Origin of the sequence: Exiguobacterium sp. s131 (assembly GCF_018617345.1) — a bacterium.
GTDB classification, from domain to species: Bacteria; Bacillota; Bacilli; order Exiguobacteriales; family Exiguobacteriaceae; genus Exiguobacterium; species Exiguobacterium profundum.
The window spans coordinates 610,628-631,735 of the sequence record NZ_JACSJX010000001.1 but is presented as its reverse complement, the minus strand read 5'-3'; the positions used below and the strand labels follow the sequence as shown (position 1 = coordinate 631,735).

The following is a 21,108-nucleotide window of genomic DNA, read 5'->3' as shown; positions in this document are numbered from 1 at the left end:
ATCTTTATTTCAGTTCCAATTCTTGAAACGAGCGCGGCTTCTTGATTCGGAGCACCCGCTGCATGACGAGTCCGGCGATGGCGTCGGAATCATGACGGATATACTCCCGGTTATAATCGACGATGTCCCCAGCGAGAACGTTCGTCCCATAGTTTCGGAGTTTCTTCCGATCGAAGCGGACCTCTTCCGACCCGTCCTCACGATAACGCTCCAAATACTCTTCTTCAATCGGCTCGTTGTTGACGACAATCGTGTCGATCGATGCCTTCCCAAGGTACGACTCGATGACTTTTAAATGTTTCATCGCGTCATAGCCTTTCGTCTCACCTGGTTGCGTCATGACGTTACAAATATAGACGACCGGGACTTTCGAGCGGATGATGGCTTCCCGCACCGCCGAGATGAGAAGGTTTGGAATGATACTTGTATACAGGCTTCCTGGACCGAGCACGATGACGTCCGCCGATTCAATCGCCTCGACGACGCCCGGGGCCGGTTCAATGCCTTCCTCGAGTAAAAACATACGCTTGATCGGTTGCTCATGTAGCGGAATCTTGGACTCCCCTTTGACGATGGTGCCGTCCTCGAACTCGGCGGCGAGGGTCATGAGCGTCTCTGTCACTGGCAACACTTTCCCTTGTGCGTTCAAGAGTTGCGACATGACATCGATCGCTTTGACGAACGAACCCTCACAGATGTGAGTCGCTGCCGTGAGCATCAAATTTCCAAGGGAATGCCCTTCTAATCCATATCCCGTATCGAAACGGTATTGCAAAATCTTATCCATTAACGGCTCAACTTCCGACAACGCCAAGATGACGTTACGGATGTCGCCAGGAGGCAACATATGAAACTCGTCACGAAGACGTCCCGAGCTTCCGCCGTCGTCCCCGACGGTGACGATTGCCGTGATGTCGAGCGGATAATGTTTCAACCCACGAACGAGAGTGGACAACCCTGTCCCTCCGCCGATGGCGACTACTTTCCGGTCTCGTCTCATGTCACTTCTCCTTCGTCGCGTGAACGAGGTCGCGGTGGACCGTCTTCACGTTATAGCGATCAGCAAAGTGCTCCGACACTTTCTCAGCGAAGGTGATCGACCGGTGTTTCCCGCCGGTACAGCCGAACGCCACGACGATTTGCGTCTTCCCTTCCCGTTTATACTGCGGAAGGAGGAACTCGAGCATGTCGATCAACTTCTTATAGAACGCTCGCGCTTCCGGGTGCGACATGACGTACTCCTGTACTTCTGTCGTCTGACCCGTGAGCGGACGGAGCTCAGGGATATAGAATGGGTTCGTGATGAAGCGAACATCGAACAACAAGTCGATATCGAGCGGCACCCCATGTTTGAAACCGAACGACATGAAGTTGACTGTGAACGGGATCCGTTCTTCGTTGAACTGTTGGAGGATGCGGTCCTTCAACATCTGTGGCTTCAAGTCGCTCGTATCATACAACGTGTGGGCCCGGTCACGGAATCCTTCTAACAGTTCGCGCTCCATCTTGATGCCGACAAGTGGCGCATCTTCCGGTGCGAGCGGATGGGACCGTCGCGTCTCTTTATAACGGCGAACGAGCACGTCGTCCCGCGTCTCTAAATACAACAGGTGCGGATGCACATTCTTTTTTTCCAAATCGTCGATGACGATGAATAAGCTATCGATAAAGTCTCGTGTCCGTGTATCGATGGCGACCGCGATTTTCGGTCGGACCGAGCTGATGACATCAATCAATTGTGGTAAGAGCACCGGTGGCAAGTTGTCGACACAAAAATAGCCGAGGTCCTCGAAACTATTCATGGCGACCGACTTTCCAGCCCCGCTCATCCCACTGATGATGATCAATTCTTCTAATCCTTTAAAGTCTTCCATCTCGCTGACGCCCCCTTAAAATTGACAACCGAGCCGTGTGTGTAGCTCTCTCCATCTAGTATAACGAACGTCCGAAAAAAAGAGAAGGACCGCGGTTCCCCGCAGTCCTACCTTCTTGAATCATGCGTTTTGTTCTTGCAACGATTCGAGGAGTCCCTCGATGAAGTGTTGAGCATTCTGAGCGGCAATCGACCCGTCGTTCGTCGCTGTGACGACTTGACGAAGCGTTTTCTCGCGAACGTCGCCGGCCGCGAAAATCCCTGGGATGTTCGTTTCCATCGCCTCGTTCGTGACGATGTATCCTTGCTCGTTCGTGATGCCGAGGTCTTGGACGAACCCGGTGATCGGGTTCATGCCGATATAGATGAAGACGCCGTCGATCTCGTGGTCTGTCTCAGTCCCGTCAATTGTGCTGACAAGACGAGCCCCACCGACTTTCCCGTCTTTCTCTGTGATTTCTTTCAACGTGTGGTTCCAAATGAAATCGATCTTCTCATTGTCGAACGCACGTTTTTGAAGAATCTTCTGAGCGCGAAGCTCATCGCGACGGTGAACGATCGTCACCTTGTTCGCAAAGCGTGTCAAGAAGACACCTTCTTCAACAGCCGAGTCGCCACCGCCGATGACGAACAAATCTTTCCCTTTGAAGAACGCTCCGTCACATACCGCACAGTACGATACTCCACGGCCACCGAGTTCTTCTTCTCCCGGTACGCCGATTTTCTTATACTGAGCACCAGAGGCGAGGATGATTGCACGTGCTTTATAGTCACGGTTGTGCGCATGCACGATTTTATATTGTGTTTCATCCGAGATGCTTTGCACGTCCCCATATGCATACTCCGCACCGAACGCTTTCGAATGGTCGAACATTTTTTGAGACAAGTCAGGACCAAGGATGCTGTCATAGCCCGGATAGTTCTCGATGTCTTCCGTGTTGGCCATCTGACCACCTGGAATCCCGCGTTCAATCATAAGTGTTGAAAGGTTCGCACGTGAAGCATATAGCGCAGCGGTCATTCCGGCAGGACCGGCACCGATGATAATGACGTCATAAATTTTTTCTTCTGTCATGTTGATTCCACCTCTGCAAGAAATTGATTGCCTTTAGTATAAGAAACCTGTAAGGGTATCGTCTATCTTTATGCTTGTTCGAGTGTCCGTTTGAACGAACGGACCGTCTCTGTCAACGTGTCGACCGAGAGATGGAAGGCGTTCGCACAATTTTCGAGAATCAATGCGTCCCGTTTCGTATAAAACATCCAGACGAGCGCAGCGGCCGATGCCGTTACGTCCATGAATGATTCATCAGACAACAGAAGCGTCGCGAAACGTTCATAGAAGTCGCCCTCTAGGCTCATCCGTTCCGCTTCTGATACATGTGCTTCAGCCAAGACGAGCGCATCAAACGCACGCTTGATCCGGACGTCTCCTTTGAACGGTTGCTGACAAAGGTCGGCACGACACATCTCTGCGAACGCACGGACCGTCCCGTTTTCCGTCACCGCATTCGTGAGCGCAAGCGCTTCGAACGCTTCGTCATCTTTTAAATTGGCGATGATTCGGATAATCTCGATTCGAGCCAAGTCGCTCTCTTGACGCAATCCTTGGACGAGCGCCGAACGAAATTCGAGGTTTTCTCGAATGTCGAAGCTTTGTTTCTCTTCAAACTGTTTCATCTCTTCATTGTTCAAGTAGGTGGCTGCCTCTTCAAGTCGTCCTGTCTTATAGGCAGACACGCTGAGCCAATGCCCAAACAATGGGTCCCCACGGAATCCGCGGTCTTTCAATAGACGCAGTTCTTCATATGCACGGTCGTAATGTCCGACAAGCGCGAGTGTCGTCGCCAATTTATAACGTAAGTCAAATTGGAGTGGACGGACACGTGTGAGCGGTGTCGACAACTGAAGGGCCACTTCCGATTGACCCGCTTCATGGAGCAAGAGAATCGTGTTCAAGATTGCATGCAAGTTGCCTGGATTTTGGTCGAGCACGTATTCGAGCGTCCGGAATGCCGCTTGGTCATCACCAAGGTAAAAACTGACGACCGACAGATTGTTGTATGCTGGCCAAAACGATGGATATTGACCGATGAGACGCTCGAGTGTCGCCTTTGCCGCAAACAATCGTCCTTTATCGATTTGACGCTGCGCTTCCGTATGCCACGTGATCAATTCGTCTTCTTCCTCGTCCTCTAGCTCTTGTTCGAGTTCGATCAGTTCAAGAAGGGATTGCACAGCTTCCGTGAAGTGACCTTTCGTGTCACGGGCGAGATATTCGGATGCATAGTGCGCCGCTTCCTCATATTGAGAGACATAGGCACAGTTGCTTGCTAAGTGATACAGTGCCTCTGTTGCGGTCTCATCGAGCTCTAATACTCGTTTCCACACGTCATTGGCGTGGTAGACCTCCCCTACTTCAAATAACAGTTCTGCGTACTGTTTATGATAGTCGACGCGATGCGTGGCTGCCGCTGTCGCTTCAGCCATGAAAAAAGTCGCTTCATCCAGGCGACCTTCACGTAACGCACGACGACCTCTATAGTAGTGGAGCTCCGCAGCGAGCGGAGATTCTGGTTCGGGTAGCGTCATTACTGCTTCATAGTTCGCTTCCATATTCTAAATCCTCCACATCATCTCTAAATCTTTTTTAGTTGCAGGGATAAGAATACCGCACTCGAACAACGAGGGCAACTGAAAAAGTTAAAAAAAATTGCGACTATATTCCCTCTATAATGATTATTTTTTACTAGGTTCAAAAATTGTTTTTGAACGAAAATATGATAGCTTCATTTCTGTACATTTATCCATGAAAAAGCGGCATCTCTTCAAAAAAAAGTGATACCGCTCAAGTATTATTGATTCTGTACGAACAAAATGCTCATGAAAACATTTTGCGAAAAATTGTGTCAAATATGTGTCAACGATTGAAGCTTTGAACCGATGACCCGCTCTCCTGGTAAGACGTCACGGTGCACGACCGCGCCCGCGCCGATGACGGCACCGTCCCCGATGGTTACCCCTGGCAGGATGGTAACGTTCGCACCGATCAATACGCCATTACCGATGATGACGTCCCCGATCCGATACTCGTCTACGAGATACTCATGACAGAGAATCGTCGAATTGAATCCGATGACCGTATTGCGACCAATCGTGATGCGTTCCGGGAACATGACGTCCGGTGTGACCATGAGAGCAAGGGCACTATATTCTCCGATATTCATCCCGAGGAACGTCTGGTAAAGCCAACGCTTTGCCTTCACCGACGGAAAGTAACGACCGACCAGAACGACCGTCGTGTTTTTGAAGACACGCAGAAAGCGAATCGTCTGATACATTTGCCAAAGCGGATTCGGTCCCTCGATGTGATATCGTGTCGTCTTACGCATGAATACTGACCTCGTCTAGCCACGCCTCGAAATGTTCCATCGAGTCGATGATGACGTCCGGTTCGAGCGATTCGAGGAATGGACGCCCTTTGAGGGCCCAGCCTACAGCGACCGTCTTCGTTCCGGCATTTTTCCCGCTGAAGATATCCGTGTCGTTGTCTCCGACCATGACGGCGCGTTCTGGTGACGAGTCGAGTGCTTGTAGTGCACGCTCGACCGGTTCAGCGTGAGGTTTTTCGTTCTCGACATCATCCGCTGTCACGACGACGTCAAATAAGTGGTCGATATTGAACAATCGAAGACCGCGCTCGACGACCGGACGACCTTTCGACGTGACGATGCCCATCTTGTATCCTTTCGCATGAAGGCGATATAGCCCCTCGATGACTCCTGGGTACTCTGCGACGAGTTGGTCATGCATGGCGATGTTGAAGCTCCGATAGAAGGCTTGCATCTCTTTCCATTCCGGCTCGTTGAGTTCACGGAACGACTTTTCGAGCGTCGGTCCGATGAATCGATAAATGTCTTCATCCCGATACGTATGTTCCGGGAAATAATAGTCGAAAGTATGGCGGAAACTCGCGATAATGAGTGGGTTCGTATCGAGTAATGTACCGTCTAAATCAAATAAGATCGTATCCATTAATCAAACAATCCTTTCTCTGATGGGTCGTTGTAAAGTTTCGCCTTGCGACGAAGAATCATCGTGACGATACCGAAGAGGATCAAGGCGATTGACACCATTTGCGCCGCACGCAAATCTCCGGACATGAGACTGTCCGTACGAAGTCCCTCGATATAGAAGCGACCGATTGAGTACCAGACGAGGTATGACAAGAAGATATACCCACGTCGTGGATTGCCAATCATGCGCCACGCGACGAGAAGGATGACCCCGATGATATTCCATACACTTTCATATAAGAAGGTCGGGATATAATAAGTCCCATCGATGTACATCTGATTGACGATCCAGTCTGGTAACATGAGCGTATCTTGCAAGAAACTACGCGTCGTCTCGCCACCATGTGCCTCTTGGTTCATAAAGTTTCCCCAACGCCCAATGGCTTGTCCAAGAAGAAGCGATGGCGCCAAGATGTCCGTCACTTTCCAAAACGACATCGACTTTCGCATACAATAGACGATGACGACAAGGAGAGCACCGAAGATGGCTCCATGAATGGCAATCCCACCTTGACGAATGTCGATGATTTGTCCGAGGTTCTCTGAATAATAATCCCATTGGAACGTCACGTAATAAATGCGCGCGAAGACGATGCTGATCGGAATCGACCAGATGACGACATCCACGAGTCGTTCCGAATCATAATTGATACGTTTTGCTTCGTATAAGGCGAGGACGAGACCAAGCATCGCCCCGAAGGCGATAATCATGCCGTACCAATAGATTGGCAAAGAGCCAATCTCAAACGCCACACGATCAAATGTCGGTTCTACCATGCTCACAAGTCTCCTTCAGTATCCTGAATCGCGTTCGCGAGACGTTCTGCGAACTCTTCAGCCGTATTGATTCCCATATTTTGCAGACGATAGTTCATCGCTGCGACCTCGATGATGACTGCCAAGTTTCGACCAGGTCGAACGGGGATGGTCAAGAGCGGAACTTCACTGTCGATGATTTTCATCGTATTGTGGTCGAGTCCGACACGGTCGTATACTTTGCCCGCGTCCCAGTTCTCCAAGTTGACGATGAGACTGATCTTTTTATGCGACCGAACCGCACCCGCACCGAACAACGTCATGACGTCGATGATGCCAATCCCACGAATCTCGAGCAGGTGACGAATGAGCTTCGGTGCTGATCCGACGAGGAGATGGTCCCCCGTTTGACGAATCTCGACTGAATCATCGGCGACGAGGCGGTGCCCCCGTTTGACGAGTTCAAGTGCCGTCTCAGATTTCCCGACACCACTCTGGCCCTTGATGAGGACACCAACACCGTAAATATCCACGAGCACACCGTGCATCGCCGTCATCGGTGCTAGTTCCATCTCTAGGAAGTTCGTAATTTGTGATTCGATCGATGTCGTCACCGCATTCGTCCGCATGAGAGGAACGTTTGCTGCTTCCGCCTCTTCTTCGATTTCTTTTGGAATATCGAAGCCACGCGTGATTAAAATTCCTGGCGTCTGTTCCGTACACAAGATTTTAGCTCGTTCACGACGCTTCTCTTCCGAGAGGCTCGCATAGAATGTCAACTCCGTCTTCCCAAGCACTTGCAGGCGGTTTTTGGCATAGTGCGTATAATAGCCAGCAAGGACGAGACCCGGTCGACTCAGGTCGGGTGTTGCGACCGGTCGATGAAGTCCTTCCTCTCCCGCAATCACTTGAAGTTTAAAACGCTCAACGACTTGAGCGGTACGTACGATATTTTGCATCAGTATCTGCCCCTTTCACGCTCATTATTGTATCATAGCTCTTTCTAAGACGGGCTAGGGAAGTGATCAAGAACGTGTCAAAAAATTGTTGAAACCATCCTATTACACCGTTCGTATGTAGGGTATAGGCTAACTAGGAGGTGGAATAATGGGAGGTTTATTCGGAATTGTCATCTTATTTGCGCTAGTGATTGGAATTGGGTCACTCGTTTACATCATCAAATCGTTAATCGATATGTGGAAAGAATATGCTGCGACGAAAAACGAGACGATCTTGCTCTTGTTCATCTTGAACATCATCGGATTCTTCTTGTCCGGAGCGCTCATCTCCATGATTGTCGCCATCATCTTCTATTGGAATCGCTCGAAGTCGATGCGCCTTCTTGGAATCATTCTCTTGATTGCCGGACCGATCCTCTTCATCGTGTTTGCTATCAGCGCCTTCCCTCTGTTTGATACGCAGATGATGGATTGGCAACAGATGGAGTACGAAATGAATCTATAATCAAAAAATCCCGAAGGCTCAGCCTTCGGGATTTGCTTATTGTTGATGGAACGGATTGTTCAAATCGCCCGGGTCGACGGGATCGACCGGGTCAGCCGGTTCTACTTTATCCTCATCAAGGAATGTGGATGGCGTATAGACCGAACCGTGCTCCAAATCGATCGTACCGGTACGCGTCCCCGCCTCGACTTCGATGCGAGGGGTTTGACCACGACCCGACAAGAATTCCAGACGACGCTGTGCGACGTCCTTACGGTCACGGATGATTTCGAGCTCATCGAGCAAGCAATGCAGACCACCGAAGTTCGTCTCGAGCTCCCCTTCGACCTCGACGCCATGTGGTAACACGAGTCGAATGTTTCCGGCGAGTGACGCGAGTTCAAACTTGGCAGGACGAGCTGTCGCCAGTTCCGCGCGGATGTTTCCGTTCCCTGTCTTGAGGGAGGCTTTATCGTACTTCCCACCGACGATGACGGCACCGTTTCCGGTCCGAACGTGAACGAGTTCCGCTTCGACACCTTCTACCTCGACTGTCCCATTACCAGTGTTCAGTAATAGTTCGGATGCATGCACGTCATGGAGCACGACACGCCCGTTTGCGGTTTGCACACGAACGTTCTCGACATCGAGACCATCGGCACGGACTTCGCCGTTCAACGTCTGAACAAGAAGGCGGTTGAAATGGTGGTGCGGGACGTACAGTTCCACGTGGGCTCGGACGAGTTTGTCACGGAGCGAAACGACGAGACGATCACCAATGACAGAGTGCTTGACCGCAGACTGTAACTGTTCGAGCGCCTTATCCGCGTCTTGTTGACGAAGCGGACGACCCGTGACAATCAGTTCACAATCCTCAGCATCAGACGAGACGATCGTCGCCGACGCATTGAACAGATCGAGCGAGATGTCGCTACCTGTGAACGGGAACGACTTTGAATACGTCACTTCCGGACCAAAGTTCGAGCTGAACGAAAAGTCGCTGTCGCGAAGTTTCGTTACGAGCCCCTCCACTGCAGATGTCAGTTTCGTTGTGAGCGATTCAACCGAATAGGCATCGACCTTTTCTGTATCCTGTCGCTCTTCAAGCGCTTGAACCTGTTCCGGTTCGAGTCGCTCGAGACGTTCGAGTTGCGTCATCGCCTCCTCGATTGTCATCTTGCCTTCCTTCACTTGCTGGAGAATCAGTTCACGCATTTCTTGTTTCACGTTCGTTTTCCCCCTTCAATTTGGTTGCACGTCAATTACCTTCCCGTTTCTCACCATTTCTATACTTATTTCTTTTTTCCTGCTTTCGGGTTCACTCGGGCTGCATCTCGTTCGAGAACCGGCTTCAAATACTTACCGGTATACGAGCCTGACACTTCCGCGACTTCTTCTGGTGTCCCCGTTGCGACGATGAGTCCGCCACCATCTCCACCCTCTGGTCCGAGGTCAATCAAATAATCGGCCGACTTGATGACGTCGAGATTGTGCTCGATGACGAGCACCGTGTCCCCGTTCTCGACGAGGCGTTGCAACACTTTCAACAAGCGCGCGATGTCGTCGACGTGAAGACCGGTCGTTGGTTCGTCTAGAATATAAATCGTTTTCCCGGTCGACCGTTTATGAAGTTCCGAAGCGAGTTTGACACGCTGGGCTTCCCCACCCGAAAGTTCCGTCGCCGGCTGACCGAGTTTCATATAGCCAAGACCGACGTCATAAATCGTTTGAATCTTCCGCTTGATTTTCGGAATCTTGTCAAAGAATTCGAGTCCTTCCTCAATCGTCATATCAAGGACGTCTGCGATCGTCTTTCCTTTGTACTTCACTTCGAGCGTTTCACGATTATAGCGTTTCCCGTGACAGACCTCACACGGAACGTAGACGTCAGGAAGGAAGTGCATCTCGATTTTGATGATCCCATCCCCACGACATGCTTCACAGCGCCCGCCTTTAACGTTGAAACTGAAACGTCCCTTCTTATAGCCGCGCATCTTCGCTTCATTCGTCGAGGCGAAGACGTCACGAATATCATCAAAGACACCCGTATACGTGGCCGGATTTGAACGAGGGGTCCGTCCGATCGGGGATTGGTCGATATCGATGACCTTATCGATATGCTCAAGTCCTTCAATCTTCTTGTGCTTGCCTGGCTTCGCTTTGGCCCGGTTCATATTGTGCGCGAGCGATTTATAGAGAATCTCATTGATGAGGGTCGATTTACCCGATCCCGAGACCCCTGTTACGGCAACGAACATCCCGAGTGGAATGGAAACGTCGACGTCTTTTAGGTTGTTCTCTTCTGCTTTGACGATCTTTAAGAAACGTTCGTCTGGCATCTTCCGTTCAGCCGGAAGTGGGATGAACTTCTTCCCAGCAAGATATTGACCGGTGAGCGAGTTTTTATTTTTCATCAGTTGTTTCGGCGTCCCGGCCGCAATGACCTGTCCGCCATGTTCTCCTGCGCCTGGTCCGATATCAATCAAGTAGTCGGCTTCCATCATCGTGTCCTCGTCATGCTCGACGACGATGAGCGTGTTGCCGATGTCCCGCATCTGTTTGAGGGTCGAAATCAACCGATCGTTATCACGTTGATGAAGACCGATGGATGGTTCGTCAAGGACATACAAGACACCCGTGAGACGAGACCCAATTTGTGTCGCGAGACGAATCCGCTGCGCCTCCCCACCCGAGAGTGTTCCAGCGGCACGAGAGAGCGTCAAGTAGTCGAGACCGACGTTATTCAAAAAACTGAGTCGTTCCCGAATCTCTTGGAGGATGAGACGGGCGATGGCGATCTCTTTCTCGCTCAACTGCTCGTTGAGTCCTTCAAAGAACGCGAGTGCGTTCACGACCGATTTCTCCGTCACTTGCCCGACGTGCTGACCCGTGATCTTGACGGCGAGCGACTCTTCTTTCAAGCGATAGCCGTGACATGTCGGACACGCATGTGTCGCCATGTACATTTCCATCTGCTCACGGATATAGTCGGATGTTGTCTCCCGGTAACGGCGCTCGATGTTACGGAGCACCCCTTCAAAGAAAATGGTATTCGTCCGCACTTGACCGAAGTCGTTCTCGTAGCGGAAGAGGAACGATTCCTCCGAAGACCCGTTCAAGACGAGGTCCTGATCACGTTTTGATAGGCGCTCGAACGGCACGTCCATGTCGATGTTGAAATGCTGGCACATCGCAGCCAACAGTTGCGGATAGTACTGGGAACTTGTCGGTTGCCATGCGGCAATCGCCCCCTCTTTCAACGTCTTCGACGGGTCCGGGATGACGAGTTCTGGGTCGACGTCTAGTTTCGTCCCAAGACCATCACACGTCGGACATGCACCGAATGGCGAGTTGAATGAGAACATCCGAGGTTCGAGTTCGCCGATGGAGAACCCGCAGATCGGACAGGCGTGATGCTCACTGAAGAGAAGCTCGGTGCCATCCATCTTATCGATAATGACACGGCCGTCCGCAAGACGTAATGCCGTCTCGAGTGAGTCGGCGAGGCGCCCTTCGACGTCAGGTCGGACCACGAGGCGGTCGACGACGACTTCAATCGAATGCTTCTTGTTTTTATCGAGCTCGATCTCATCCGTCAATTCAATTGTTTCACCATTGACACGGACACGAACAAATCCTTCTTTTTTCAAGGAGTCGAATACTTTCACGTGCGTCCCTTTTCGACCCGATACGATTGGCGCAAGAATTTGGAGTCGCGTCCGTTCCGGCAATTCCATCACCTGGTCGACCATCTGTGAGATCGTTTGACTCGAGATCTCGATGCCGTGGTTCGGACAGACCGGCTTCCCGATTCGTGCGAACAATAGACGAAGGTAATCATAAATCTCGGTCACCGTCCCGACCGTCGACCGTGGGTTACGACTCGTCGTCTTCTGGTCAATCGAGATGGCCGGACTGAGCCCTTCAATCGTATCGACGTCTGGCTTATCCATCTGTCCGAGGAACTGTCGGGCATATGCGGATAAGCTCTCGACGTAACGACGCTGTCCTTCCGCATAGATCGTATCGAACGCAAGTGACGATTTCCCGGAGCCGGACAAGCCCGTCAAGACGACGAGCTGGTCACGTGGGATATCGATGTCAATATTTTTTAAGTTGTTGACGCGTGCCCCTTTGATGACAATCGCATTTTTCTTTTCAGCCATTTAATTCCCTACCTTCAACTCCAAGATTAAGTCACGCAATTCGGCCGCACGTTCGAACTGGAGGTCGCGCGCCGCTTGCTTCATTTCTTCTTCCAACTTGGCAATCGCCGCCTCGCGTTCGGCCGGCTTCATCGTACTGAGCGATTCGAGTGCTTCCTCTTCCGCCTCGACCGTCGCCCGAATGACCCCTCGGACGTCCTTTCGAATCGTCTGCGGGATGATGCCATGTTCTTCATTATAAGCCTGTTGAATCGACCGACGACGATCCGTCTCTTCGATGGCCCGCGCCATCGAGTCGGTCACCTTGTCCGCGAACAGGATGACGTGTCCGTTCGCATTACGCGCCGCTCGACCAATCGTCTGGATGAGCGAGCGATCCGAACGAAGGAACCCTTCCTTGTCCGCATCGAGGATCGTCACGAGACTGACCTCTGGAATATCGAGACCCTCCCGCAACAAGTTGATCCCGACGAGCACGTCATACTTCCCGAGCCGAAGGTCACGAATGATTTCGATTCGCTCGAGCGTCTTGATCTCGGAGTGCATATAGTTGACCTTGATTCCCGCTTCGCGTAAGTAATCGGATAGGTCCTCTGCCATCTTCTTCGTGAGCGTCGTCACGAGCACGCGCTCGTCGCGCTTGATGCGTTCGCGAATCTGATCCATCAAGTAGTCAATCTGACCTTTGATCGGATGAATCTCGATTGTCGGATCAAGTAACCCGGTCGGACGGATGATCTGCTCAATCATGTTCGGCGTATGTTCGAGTTCGTACGGACCTGGTGTCGCCGAGATGAAAATCGCTTGTGAGACTTTCTTCTCGAACTCATCGAACTTGAGCGGACGGTTATCCTTCGCCGAAGGGAGACGGAAGCCGTGATCGACGAGCACTTGTTTCCGTGCCTGATCCCCGTTGTACATCCCGCGTACTTGCGGGAGCGTCACGTGCGACTCATCGGCGACGAGTAAGAAGTCTTCTGGGAAGTAATCGAGTAGCGTATACGGAGTCGAGCCTTCTGGCATCAAGTTCAAGTGGCGCGAATAGTTCTCGATTCCTGAACAATACCCCATCTCACGCATCATTTCCAAATCGTAATGCGTTCGTTGCTCGAGTCGTTGCGCTTCTAGGAGCTTCCCTTCTTCGCGGAACTTCTCAAGTTGTTCCTCAAGTTCCGCTTCGATGTTGACGATTGCCTTTTGCAATTTTTCGTCGCGTGTGACGAAGTGGGATGCCGGGAAGATGGCGACGTGATCACGGTCTGCGATGATTTCACCCGTCAACGGATCCATCTCACGGATACGGTCGATCTCGTCTCCGAAGAACTCGATGCGCATGCAGTGTTCGTCACGCGATGCTGGGAAGATCTCGACGACGTCCCCGCGGACACGGAAACGTCCACGCTGAAAATCGATATCGTTTCGTTCATATTGAATGTCGATGAGTTTACGTAACATCTCGTCACGTCCCATCTCTTTCCCGACGCGAAGGCTCAAGACGAGGCTCCGATATTCTTCCGGGTTACCGAGACCATAAATACAGGAGACAGATGCGACGATGATGACGTCATCGCGCTCAAAGAGAGCCGACGTCGCCGAGTGACGCAGCTTATCGATTTCATCATTGATTGAAGCATCCTTCTCAATGAACGTATCCGTCGACGGCACGTACGCTTCCGGTTGATAGTAGTCATAGTAACTGACGAAGTACTCGACCGCGTTGTTCGGGAAGAACTCTTTGAACTCCGAGTAGAGCTGACCGGCGAGCGTCTTGTTATGGGCGAGGACGAGTGTCGGCTTCTTTACTTCTTGAATGACGTTCGAAACGGTAAACGTTTTACCCGTACCCGTTGCACCGAGGAGCGTCTGATACCGGTCACCTCGATTTACACCTTCGACAAGCTGTCGAATCGCTTCAGGCTGGTCGCCTCCTGGTTGAAATTCAGATTGTAATGCAAACGGAATCGATTCCATAAGATACTCCTCACCTTCTCATTTCATAAGTGTCTTGATTATACCATAGACACGAACAAATATTCGCTTATTAGTTTGTAGGTTAATTCATTTTATTTCTTTTTTTCATTCAATCCATTGTTCATTTCTTTTTCCTTTACTGTCTCAAAAGAAACATCTTGTTCCATCCAAATCATCACATCAAGATTTCAACAGAATCACTTTTGTGGCATAAAGCATTGCACTTTTCAGATTGGACTATGTCCCTAGTAAATTGGAATGCTTGAAATATCCGAAAAAACCATCCACTTCGTGAACGTTTCGCTCTGCTTCTTAATTCTTTTGCGAAGTTTACAGCTGTAAATGTGAACATTTGTAGGAAAAAAGTAGGATTTTTAAAAAACACTGTTTTAAAACGCTTACATTTTGGGCATATAATGAAGTGGTAAGTCAAATTGCATAAGGGAGAAAGGGGAGTATCACATGTCAGCATTTGTCAGTGAAATTATTGGTACGATGCTATTGATTCTGCTCGGTAACGGTGTCGTCGCCGGCGTCGTCCTCCGCCATTCCAAAGCGGAAAACTCTGGCTGGATTGTCATCACAATGGGTTGGGGTCTTGCCGTTATGGTCGGGGTCTACGCAGCCGGAATTTACGGAGGCGCTCACATCAACCCTGCCGTCACGATTGGTCTCGCGACAGCAGGCGAATTCCCATGGGCTGATGTCCCACTTTATATCCTCGCTCAGTTTATTGGAGCCATCATCGGGGCATGTTTGGTTTATGTCCACTACAAGCCGCACTATGATGCGACAGACGATCCTGGTTTAAAACTGGCGACGTTCTCGACAGCTCCAGGTATTCGAAGCACGCCGTACAACTTGATTGGTGAGATTATCGGAACATTCGTCCTTGTCTTTGCATTGTTGTCATTCGGGGCAAACACATTCGCAGACGGACTCAATCCACTCATCGTTGGTTTCTTGATTGTATCGATTGGTCTTTCGCTCGGTGGTACGACGGGATATGCGATCAACCCGGCACGTGACCTTGGGCCACGTATCGCACACGCATTCCTTCCAATTAAAGGAAAAGGATCTTCAGATTGGGGTTATTCATGGATCCCGGTCGTCGGTCCGATTATCGGTGCGATTATTGCCGCACTCATCTACGGTATTCTCGTCCCTTAACACATAATTTTGAAGGAGGAAATCACATATGGCGAAAGAAAAACGTTATATTTTAGCATTGGACCAAGGAACGACAAGTTCACGAGCAATCATCTTTGATCATGATGGAAAAATTGTCACAGTCGCACAGCGCGAATTCAAACAATACTTCCCGAAACCAGGCTGGGTCGAGCACAACGCCAATGAGATTTGGGGGTCTGTCCTCGCCGTTATGGCGGAAGCGTTCGGTTCTGCTGATATCGACCCGAATGAGATTGCCGGAATCGGGATCACGAACCAACGTGAAACAGCTGTCGTTTGGGAGAAGGAAACAGGACGCCCTGTCTATAACGCCGTCGTCTGGCAATCCCGTCAAACCGCCGACATCTGTGAAGAGCTGAAAGCAGCCGGTCATTCCGATATGGTCCGCGACAAAACAGGTCTCCTCATCGATGCCTACTTCTCAGGAACGAAAGTCAAATGGATTCTTGACAACGTCGAGGGTGCACGTGAAAAAGCTGAGAACGGCGAACTCCTCTTCGGGACAATCGACACGTGGCTCATCTGGAAACTCTCTGGTGGAAAAGCACACGTAACCGATTACTCGAACGCATCGCGTACACTCATGTACAACATCTACGAGCAGAAGTGGGATGACGAGTTACTCGACATCTTGACAGTGCCAAAATCAATGCTTCCTGAAGTCAAACCGTCAAGTGAAGTCTATGCGAACACGATTCCATACCACTTCTTCGGATTCGAAGTCCCGATTGCCGGAGCTGCAGGTGACCAACAGGCCGCCTTGTTCGGACAAACTTGCTTCGAAAAAGGTGAGGCGAAAAACACGTATGGAACAGGTTGTTTCATGCTCATGAACACGGGAGAAGAAGCCGTCAAATCTGATCACGGTCTCTTGACGACAATCGCTTGGGGCTATAACGGGAAAGTAGAATACGCGCTCGAAGGTTCGATCTTCGTCGCCGGTTCTGCAATCCAGTGGCTCCGTGACGGATTACGAATGTTGAAATCAGCGAAAGACTCGGAACAGTATGCGACACGGATCGAATCAACTGACGGTGTCTACGTCGTTCCTGCCTTCGTCGGTCTCGGTGCCCCGTACTGGAACTCTGACGTCCGTGGTGCCATCTTCGGTCTCACGCGTGGGACAGAGAAAGAACAGATGGTCCGGGCGACAATCGAGTCACTCGCTTACCAGACACGTGACGTCCTCACGTCGATGGAAAATGACTCAGGCATCAACTTGAAGACGCTCCGCGTCGATGGTGGAGCCGTCAGCAACAACTTCCTCATGCAGTTCCAATCGGACATTCTCAATGTTCCGGTCGAACGTCCTGAAGTGAGTGAAACGACTGCACTCGGTGCCGCCTACTTGGCGGGTCTCGCCGTTGGATTCTGGAAAGACCAAGCCGAAGTCAAAGACCAGTGGAAACTCGATAAGAAGTTCGATCCAAACATGGACGAGTCTCACCGTGAAGCCCTATACAAAGGATGGCAACACGCAGTCGAAGCCACAATGGCATTCAAACCTTCAAAACTTGAAGTATAAGACGAAAGGGCATCCTTGCAGGTGCCCTTTTTGTATGCAAAAAAGAGTACCCATGACGGATACTCTTACAGTTTACGCAAATGGACTCTCGGGCTCGTTGGTTCCCCGACGAACAAAATCCCGAGCTCATGTGGATCGGTCTCATACATCGCCCGTTGAACGAATCGGATGTCTCCGTTCAGATTCAACACTTCCAGCTTGATGTATGGCTTATGTTGCTGGAGCGCCTCATAAAAACTGTGCCCTCCGGTGATGACCGTCCCGTTGACTTTATAGATCGATTCACCCGGGATGAGCTGCATCGCCTCTCCAGGCGAGTTCGGTAGCGTGTCGACGATGACCGCCCCACGGTTTCCGTTGATGAAAACGGGTGTCGTTCCCCGATTCTCGCGTTTGATCCATTGTAAGCCGAGCTCATAGAGGACGAATAGCGTCAATACTACATAGTCGACATATGGAATCTCAAACGCATATGAGAGGCCGAATAGACCGAGGGCGATCAAAGCGAGTACGGCACGATAATTACTCAGTCGTGCGAGAAGCGTTCCTGGTAAGGCGCCGGTCGACAATAAACTGACCCCGATGGGAATCGGAAGAATGATGGGCACCATCGGCCAGTCGAGACCGAACATCGGTGGCACGAAGACGACGAGCGGGAAAAACCAAATCCGTTTGACGACATGCCCTCCGATAAACTGCCCCCGTTTCGACAAGATCAAGGTCGGGGATGTCTCTTTTGGTCCGTTCCAGCGCAAGAGAATCGCTTCCGCAAGGGTGACGAGGCCGAATGTGAGCGCATAGACCGTCCAATCGACCTGAGCGAGTGCTGCTACCCAATTACGAAGCACCCCATATGCGACAACATCGCGTAACAAGACGACCCCAAACAACACGAGAAGAGGAAGCACCGGATTAAAGAATCGCGGATGCATCGTCAAGACGACGAGCGTATAGAGAATCGTGAACGAGACGGCCCACTCAAACGTGATGGTCGTCTCGAGTAAAATCGTCACGGCCGATGAGAGGACCGCTAACAGAAGACTCGGCCAGATGAAATGTCTCCATTCCGACTTCGGTGAGCGACGTCTCGAACGGAACATGGCCCGTTCTCGCTTGACCCGTGTAAGCGATATGTATGTAAGGGCGACAAGTGTCACCCAAAACAGCGGACTACCTAACAACGTCAATAAAGCCGTAACACCCATTCGTACAACTTCCACGCGGTCCAACCCTTTCTTTCATACAACGTTATTTTGCGGCTTCTTCAAGCGCACGATTCAATTGGGCGTCATTCGCCTCATCTTGAATCGCTTCGAGCAACTTCGCTTCGAGTGCAGAGGCTGTCTCTTCATCGACAGTTCCAGAAGCCTCGAGACCATTGTCTGTCTGGAATGCTTTCACGGCGTTCGCCATCGTATCCCCGTAATATCCCGGCTGACCGCCTGGCTCATAGCCGATTCCAGTTAAAATTTTATGCAAGTTCGAGACGGCATCACCGTAATCTCCGACTTGGAGCGACTCTTCTTCTGTCAGGACACGGGTCACGTTGAAGAAGTCCGGTTGCTCCACTTCAATGTCCGGCTCGATGCCCTTCTTGTTAATCCAATTTCCGTCCGGTGTGAGCCACTTGCTCGTCGTCAATTTCAAGTTACTGCCGTCCTCTAAGTCGAACGCCGTCTGGACGACACCTTTTCCGAACGTCTTCGTCCCGATGATGGTCGCGCCTGCTCCTTCTTTCATCGCACCAGTCAAAATCTCAGATGCCGAGGCAGAACCCTCATCCGTCAAGACAAACAGGTCATACGGTTTCGCTTCACGAGCACGACCGTTTTGTGCATCACGGTCACCGTCCGCATTCTCGATTTGGACGACCGGTTTTGATGTCGGGACGAACCCTTCCGACATCTCGATGACGGCAGGCAAGAGACCTCCCGGATTTCCACGAACATCGATGATCAAGCTATCGATTTCTTCTGACTCGAGTTGCTCGAGTTGTTCGAGGAATTCATCAGCCGTCGGTTCTGAGAATTGGGTGACTTGGAGATACCCAATCTTTTTACCCTCTTTCTCTTTCACTTCAGAGAAGACCGTCTCGATTGGAATCGTGTCACGTGTGATCTCATAATCCGCCGTCTGACTGCCACGGCGAATCGTCAACGTGACGGTCGTCCCTTTTTCGCCTCGAATCAATTGGACGGCTTCCTGTACATCCATCCCTTCGATCGACTCCCCGTCGACCGCTGTGATGATGTCGCCAGGACGAAGTCCCGCCTCTTCAGCCGGAGCGCCTTTGATCGGAGCGACAATTAGGATGTCCTCTCCTTTCTTCTCCAAAGTCGCGCCGATTCCTTCAAAACTCGATTCAATCGAGTCCGTAAATTGTGACGTTTCTTCCGCATCCAAGAAATCCGAATACGGGTCGTTCAGCGCTGCGGTCATCCCGTCGAGCGCACCGGTCAATAAATCGTCTTCTGAGATGTCCTGTAACGAATGTTCTTCAATCAAATCACGTACTTGGTCGACTTTATCCCAGCCTTCCGCATTCGTTTGAATGGGAAGCGATGTGTCTGTAAACGCCATCGTCGCAAGGCCTGCACCGGCCCCAGCCACGAACGTTGTGCCAGCGAGTAGTCCTGCGGTTGAATTTTTCACGGGTTGGTCCCTCATTTCTCTTTGTAAGTCTTTTCATTAGTATAGCAAAAACTAGAGGAAAAGCGGACGCGTTCCACATATTTGGGACGCGTCCGCTTCTGTCAGTATCCAATATACGGGGCCGGGTCAATTGCGTTCGGCTGTCCCGGTGCCCATTTCCCTCGGTGTAACTCAAAATGAAGATGGGGTCCGGTCGACCAGCCGGTATTGCCAAGCGTTCCGACCGTCTGTCCCGCCGCCACTTGTTGACCGGCTCCGACTGTGATCGCATTTAAATGGGCATAGACGGTCGTCCAAATCTCACCGTTGATGACATGCGAAACGAAGACGACATTTCCATATCCGGTCGCCGGTGCCGCCTTGATGACGACACCTGGTGCGCTTGACACGATTGGTGTTCCAGACGCATTGACGAGGTCGATGCCCTTGTGAATCTCCGGCACACCTGTCAACGGGTTGTCTCGTGGACCGAACGGACTAGACACATAACCGGACACAGGACGAACGAATCCGGTGGACGTGGACACATTCGTCGGTGTTTCGGTTGGTGCGGTCACTTCTGGTGCCTCCTCGACCTCCGACTCACTGGCTTCCGCTTCTGCTTGTGCTCGCTCTTCAGCTTCAGCGGCACGCGCCTCAGCTTCACGTTTGGCACGTTCCGCCGCCTCTGCGGCTTCTCGTTCGGCAGTCGCAATCGCCTCTAGTTGTTCACTGATGATGCGGTTCTGTTCAGCCATGACCGCCTGCTCTTCACTGCGCGTCATCTTTTCGAGCTCGAGCTGCTCCACTTGTTCGTTCAGTTCGACCAACAGGTCACGTTTCTTCTCGGCCGTTCGGTCAAGGTCTTGCTTGGTGATGACGAGCTCGCGCTCTTTTTGCTTGATGAAAGAGAGCTGGGTACGTTGTGTCGACTCGAGCGACTCCAAACGTCCCATCTCACTCATATAATTATGTATGAGCTCCCGGTCCTGTTCAGCGATCGTGCGGGCCGTCATAGCCCGTGTCACGAAGTCGCCGAAGGAACGGGACTCAAAGATGACTTGTAGATAGGAAGTGTCTTCATGTACTTGCAAAACGCGAAGGCGCTCGTTCACGAGTTCCTTCTGGCTTTCCAAGTATTCTTCCTGAACGGAAAGTTGTTGGCGGGTCGACTCGAGTTCTGCCCGGGCTGTATCGACCTCATGCTGCTGAATGGCGATTTGTTCGCTCAATTCATTCAACCGGTCGTCGACGACGTGTATTTCCGTCTTCACGGCATCACGCTCTGCCTCGGTGATCTCGAGTTCGGCATCCGTCTCGGCCTGCGCTTTTTTCGACTCCTCCAACTCATTGGACAGTCGATCTTGTCGAGCTTTCAACGTGTCTTTCTCTGTCGCCATGACCGGCATGGCAAGTAACGATACACACAACCCTAGCGCAAGCGAACGTTTCATCCGCCAACTCCTCCTTATTTAA

At 51.2% G+C, this 21,108-nt stretch carries 17 protein-coding genes; 3 read left to right on the top strand and 14 right to left on the bottom strand.

What is annotated here, in order from left to right; all coding sequences use genetic code 11:
- Nucleotides 1-4 precede the first annotated feature (4 nt).
- The 8 genes from KNO69_RS03330 to hprK form a co-directional block, all read right to left on the bottom strand.
- Nucleotides 5-1,000, bottom strand: a complete 996-nt coding sequence (locus KNO69_RS03330) for a gluconeogenesis factor YvcK family protein (protein ID WP_078147307.1) — start codon at nucleotides 998-1,000, stop codon at nucleotides 5-7.
- A 1-nt stretch (nucleotide 1,001) separates the two neighbouring features.
- Nucleotides 1,002-1,874, bottom strand: a complete 873-nt coding sequence (rapZ, locus tag KNO69_RS03325; protein WP_078147308.1) for an RNase adapter RapZ — start codon at nucleotides 1,872-1,874, stop codon at nucleotides 1,002-1,004.
- Nucleotides 1,875-1,994: 120 nt separating this feature from the next.
- Nucleotides 1,995-2,948, bottom strand: coding sequence for a thioredoxin-disulfide reductase (gene trxB / locus KNO69_RS03320; RefSeq protein ID WP_078147309.1), 954 nt, complete (start codon nucleotides 2,946-2,948; stop codon nucleotides 1,995-1,997).
- Between the two features lie 68 nt (nucleotides 2,949-3,016).
- Nucleotides 3,017-4,489 (bottom strand): tetratricopeptide repeat protein, encoded by a 1,473-nt coding sequence (locus tag KNO69_RS03315; RefSeq protein ID WP_078147310.1) that lies wholly within the window; start codon nucleotides 4,487-4,489, stop codon nucleotides 3,017-3,019.
- Between the two features lie 293 nt (nucleotides 4,490-4,782).
- On the bottom strand, nucleotides 4,783-5,265 hold the full coding sequence (locus KNO69_RS03310) for an acyltransferase (protein ID WP_214816104.1): 483 nt from the start codon (nucleotides 5,263-5,265) through the stop codon (nucleotides 4,783-4,785).
- A complete protein-coding gene (ppaX, locus tag KNO69_RS03305) occupies nucleotides 5,258-5,908 on the bottom strand; it encodes a pyrophosphatase PpaX (protein ID WP_159562639.1) in 651 nt (216 codons plus the stop codon). The genes KNO69_RS03310 and ppaX overlap by 8 nt, the downstream gene beginning before the upstream one ends.
- The gene (gene lgt, locus KNO69_RS03300) at nucleotides 5,908-6,726 is read right to left on the bottom strand and encodes a prolipoprotein diacylglyceryl transferase (RefSeq protein WP_214816102.1); all 819 of its coding nucleotides are present in this window, start codon (nucleotides 6,724-6,726) and stop codon (nucleotides 5,908-5,910) included. The genes ppaX and lgt overlap by 1 nt, the downstream gene beginning before the upstream one ends.
- Nucleotides 6,727-6,728: 2 nt before the next feature.
- Nucleotides 6,729-7,664: an HPr(Ser) kinase/phosphatase gene (gene hprK, locus KNO69_RS03295; protein WP_214687188.1), complete on the bottom strand. Its 936-nt coding sequence runs from the start codon at nucleotides 7,662-7,664 to the stop codon at nucleotides 6,729-6,731.
- A gap of 148 nt (nucleotides 7,665-7,812) precedes the next feature.
- Between hprK and KNO69_RS03290 the strand changes: the two genes are divergently transcribed.
- Nucleotides 7,813-8,169, top strand: a complete 357-nt coding sequence (locus KNO69_RS03290; RefSeq protein ID WP_214730414.1) for a hypothetical protein — start codon at nucleotides 7,813-7,815, stop codon at nucleotides 8,167-8,169.
- A gap of 36 nt (nucleotides 8,170-8,205) precedes the next feature.
- Here the strand turns inward: KNO69_RS03290 and KNO69_RS03285 are convergent, their stop codons facing one another.
- From KNO69_RS03285 to uvrB, 3 genes are all read right to left on the bottom strand, one after another.
- Nucleotides 8,206-9,375 carry a DUF4097 family beta strand repeat-containing protein gene (locus KNO69_RS03285; protein WP_214730413.1) on the bottom strand — a complete coding sequence of 390 codons (1,170 nt, stop codon included), beginning with the start codon at nucleotides 9,373-9,375 and terminating at the stop codon, nucleotides 8,206-8,208.
- Between the two features lie 65 nt (nucleotides 9,376-9,440).
- Nucleotides 9,441-12,314 (bottom strand): excinuclease ABC subunit UvrA, encoded by a 2,874-nt coding sequence (gene uvrA, locus KNO69_RS03280; protein WP_214730412.1) that lies wholly within the window; start codon nucleotides 12,312-12,314, stop codon nucleotides 9,441-9,443.
- Nucleotides 12,315-14,285, bottom strand: a complete 1,971-nt coding sequence (uvrB, locus tag KNO69_RS03275) for an excinuclease ABC subunit UvrB (protein ID WP_214683870.1) — start codon at nucleotides 14,283-14,285, stop codon at nucleotides 12,315-12,317.
- A gap of 462 nt (nucleotides 14,286-14,747) precedes the next feature.
- Between uvrB and KNO69_RS03270 the strand changes: the two genes are divergently transcribed.
- On the top strand, nucleotides 14,748-15,455 hold the full coding sequence (locus KNO69_RS03270) for an MIP/aquaporin family protein (RefSeq protein ID WP_047795079.1): 708 nt from the start codon (nucleotides 14,748-14,750) through the stop codon (nucleotides 15,453-15,455).
- A 28-nt stretch (nucleotides 15,456-15,483) separates the two neighbouring features.
- Nucleotides 15,484-17,001, top strand: a complete 1,518-nt coding sequence (glpK, locus tag KNO69_RS03265; protein ID WP_214736915.1) for a glycerol kinase GlpK — start codon at nucleotides 15,484-15,486, stop codon at nucleotides 16,999-17,001.
- A 65-nt stretch (nucleotides 17,002-17,066) separates the two neighbouring features.
- Here the strand turns inward: glpK and KNO69_RS03260 are convergent, their stop codons facing one another.
- The 3 genes from KNO69_RS03260 to KNO69_RS03250 form a co-directional block, all read right to left on the bottom strand.
- Complete coding sequence (locus KNO69_RS03260; protein ID WP_353047477.1) at nucleotides 17,067-18,221, bottom strand: PDZ domain-containing protein; 1,155 nt, start codon at nucleotides 18,219-18,221, stop codon at nucleotides 17,067-17,069.
- A gap of 28 nt (nucleotides 18,222-18,249) precedes the next feature.
- Nucleotides 18,250-19,653, bottom strand: a complete 1,404-nt coding sequence (locus KNO69_RS03255; protein ID WP_214816100.1) for a S41 family peptidase — start codon at nucleotides 19,651-19,653, stop codon at nucleotides 18,250-18,252.
- A 101-nt stretch (nucleotides 19,654-19,754) separates the two neighbouring features.
- A complete protein-coding gene (locus tag KNO69_RS03250) occupies nucleotides 19,755-21,086 on the bottom strand; it encodes a murein hydrolase activator EnvC family protein (RefSeq protein ID WP_214816098.1) in 1,332 nt (443 codons plus the stop codon).
- Between the last annotated feature and the right edge of the window lie 22 nt (nucleotides 21,087-21,108).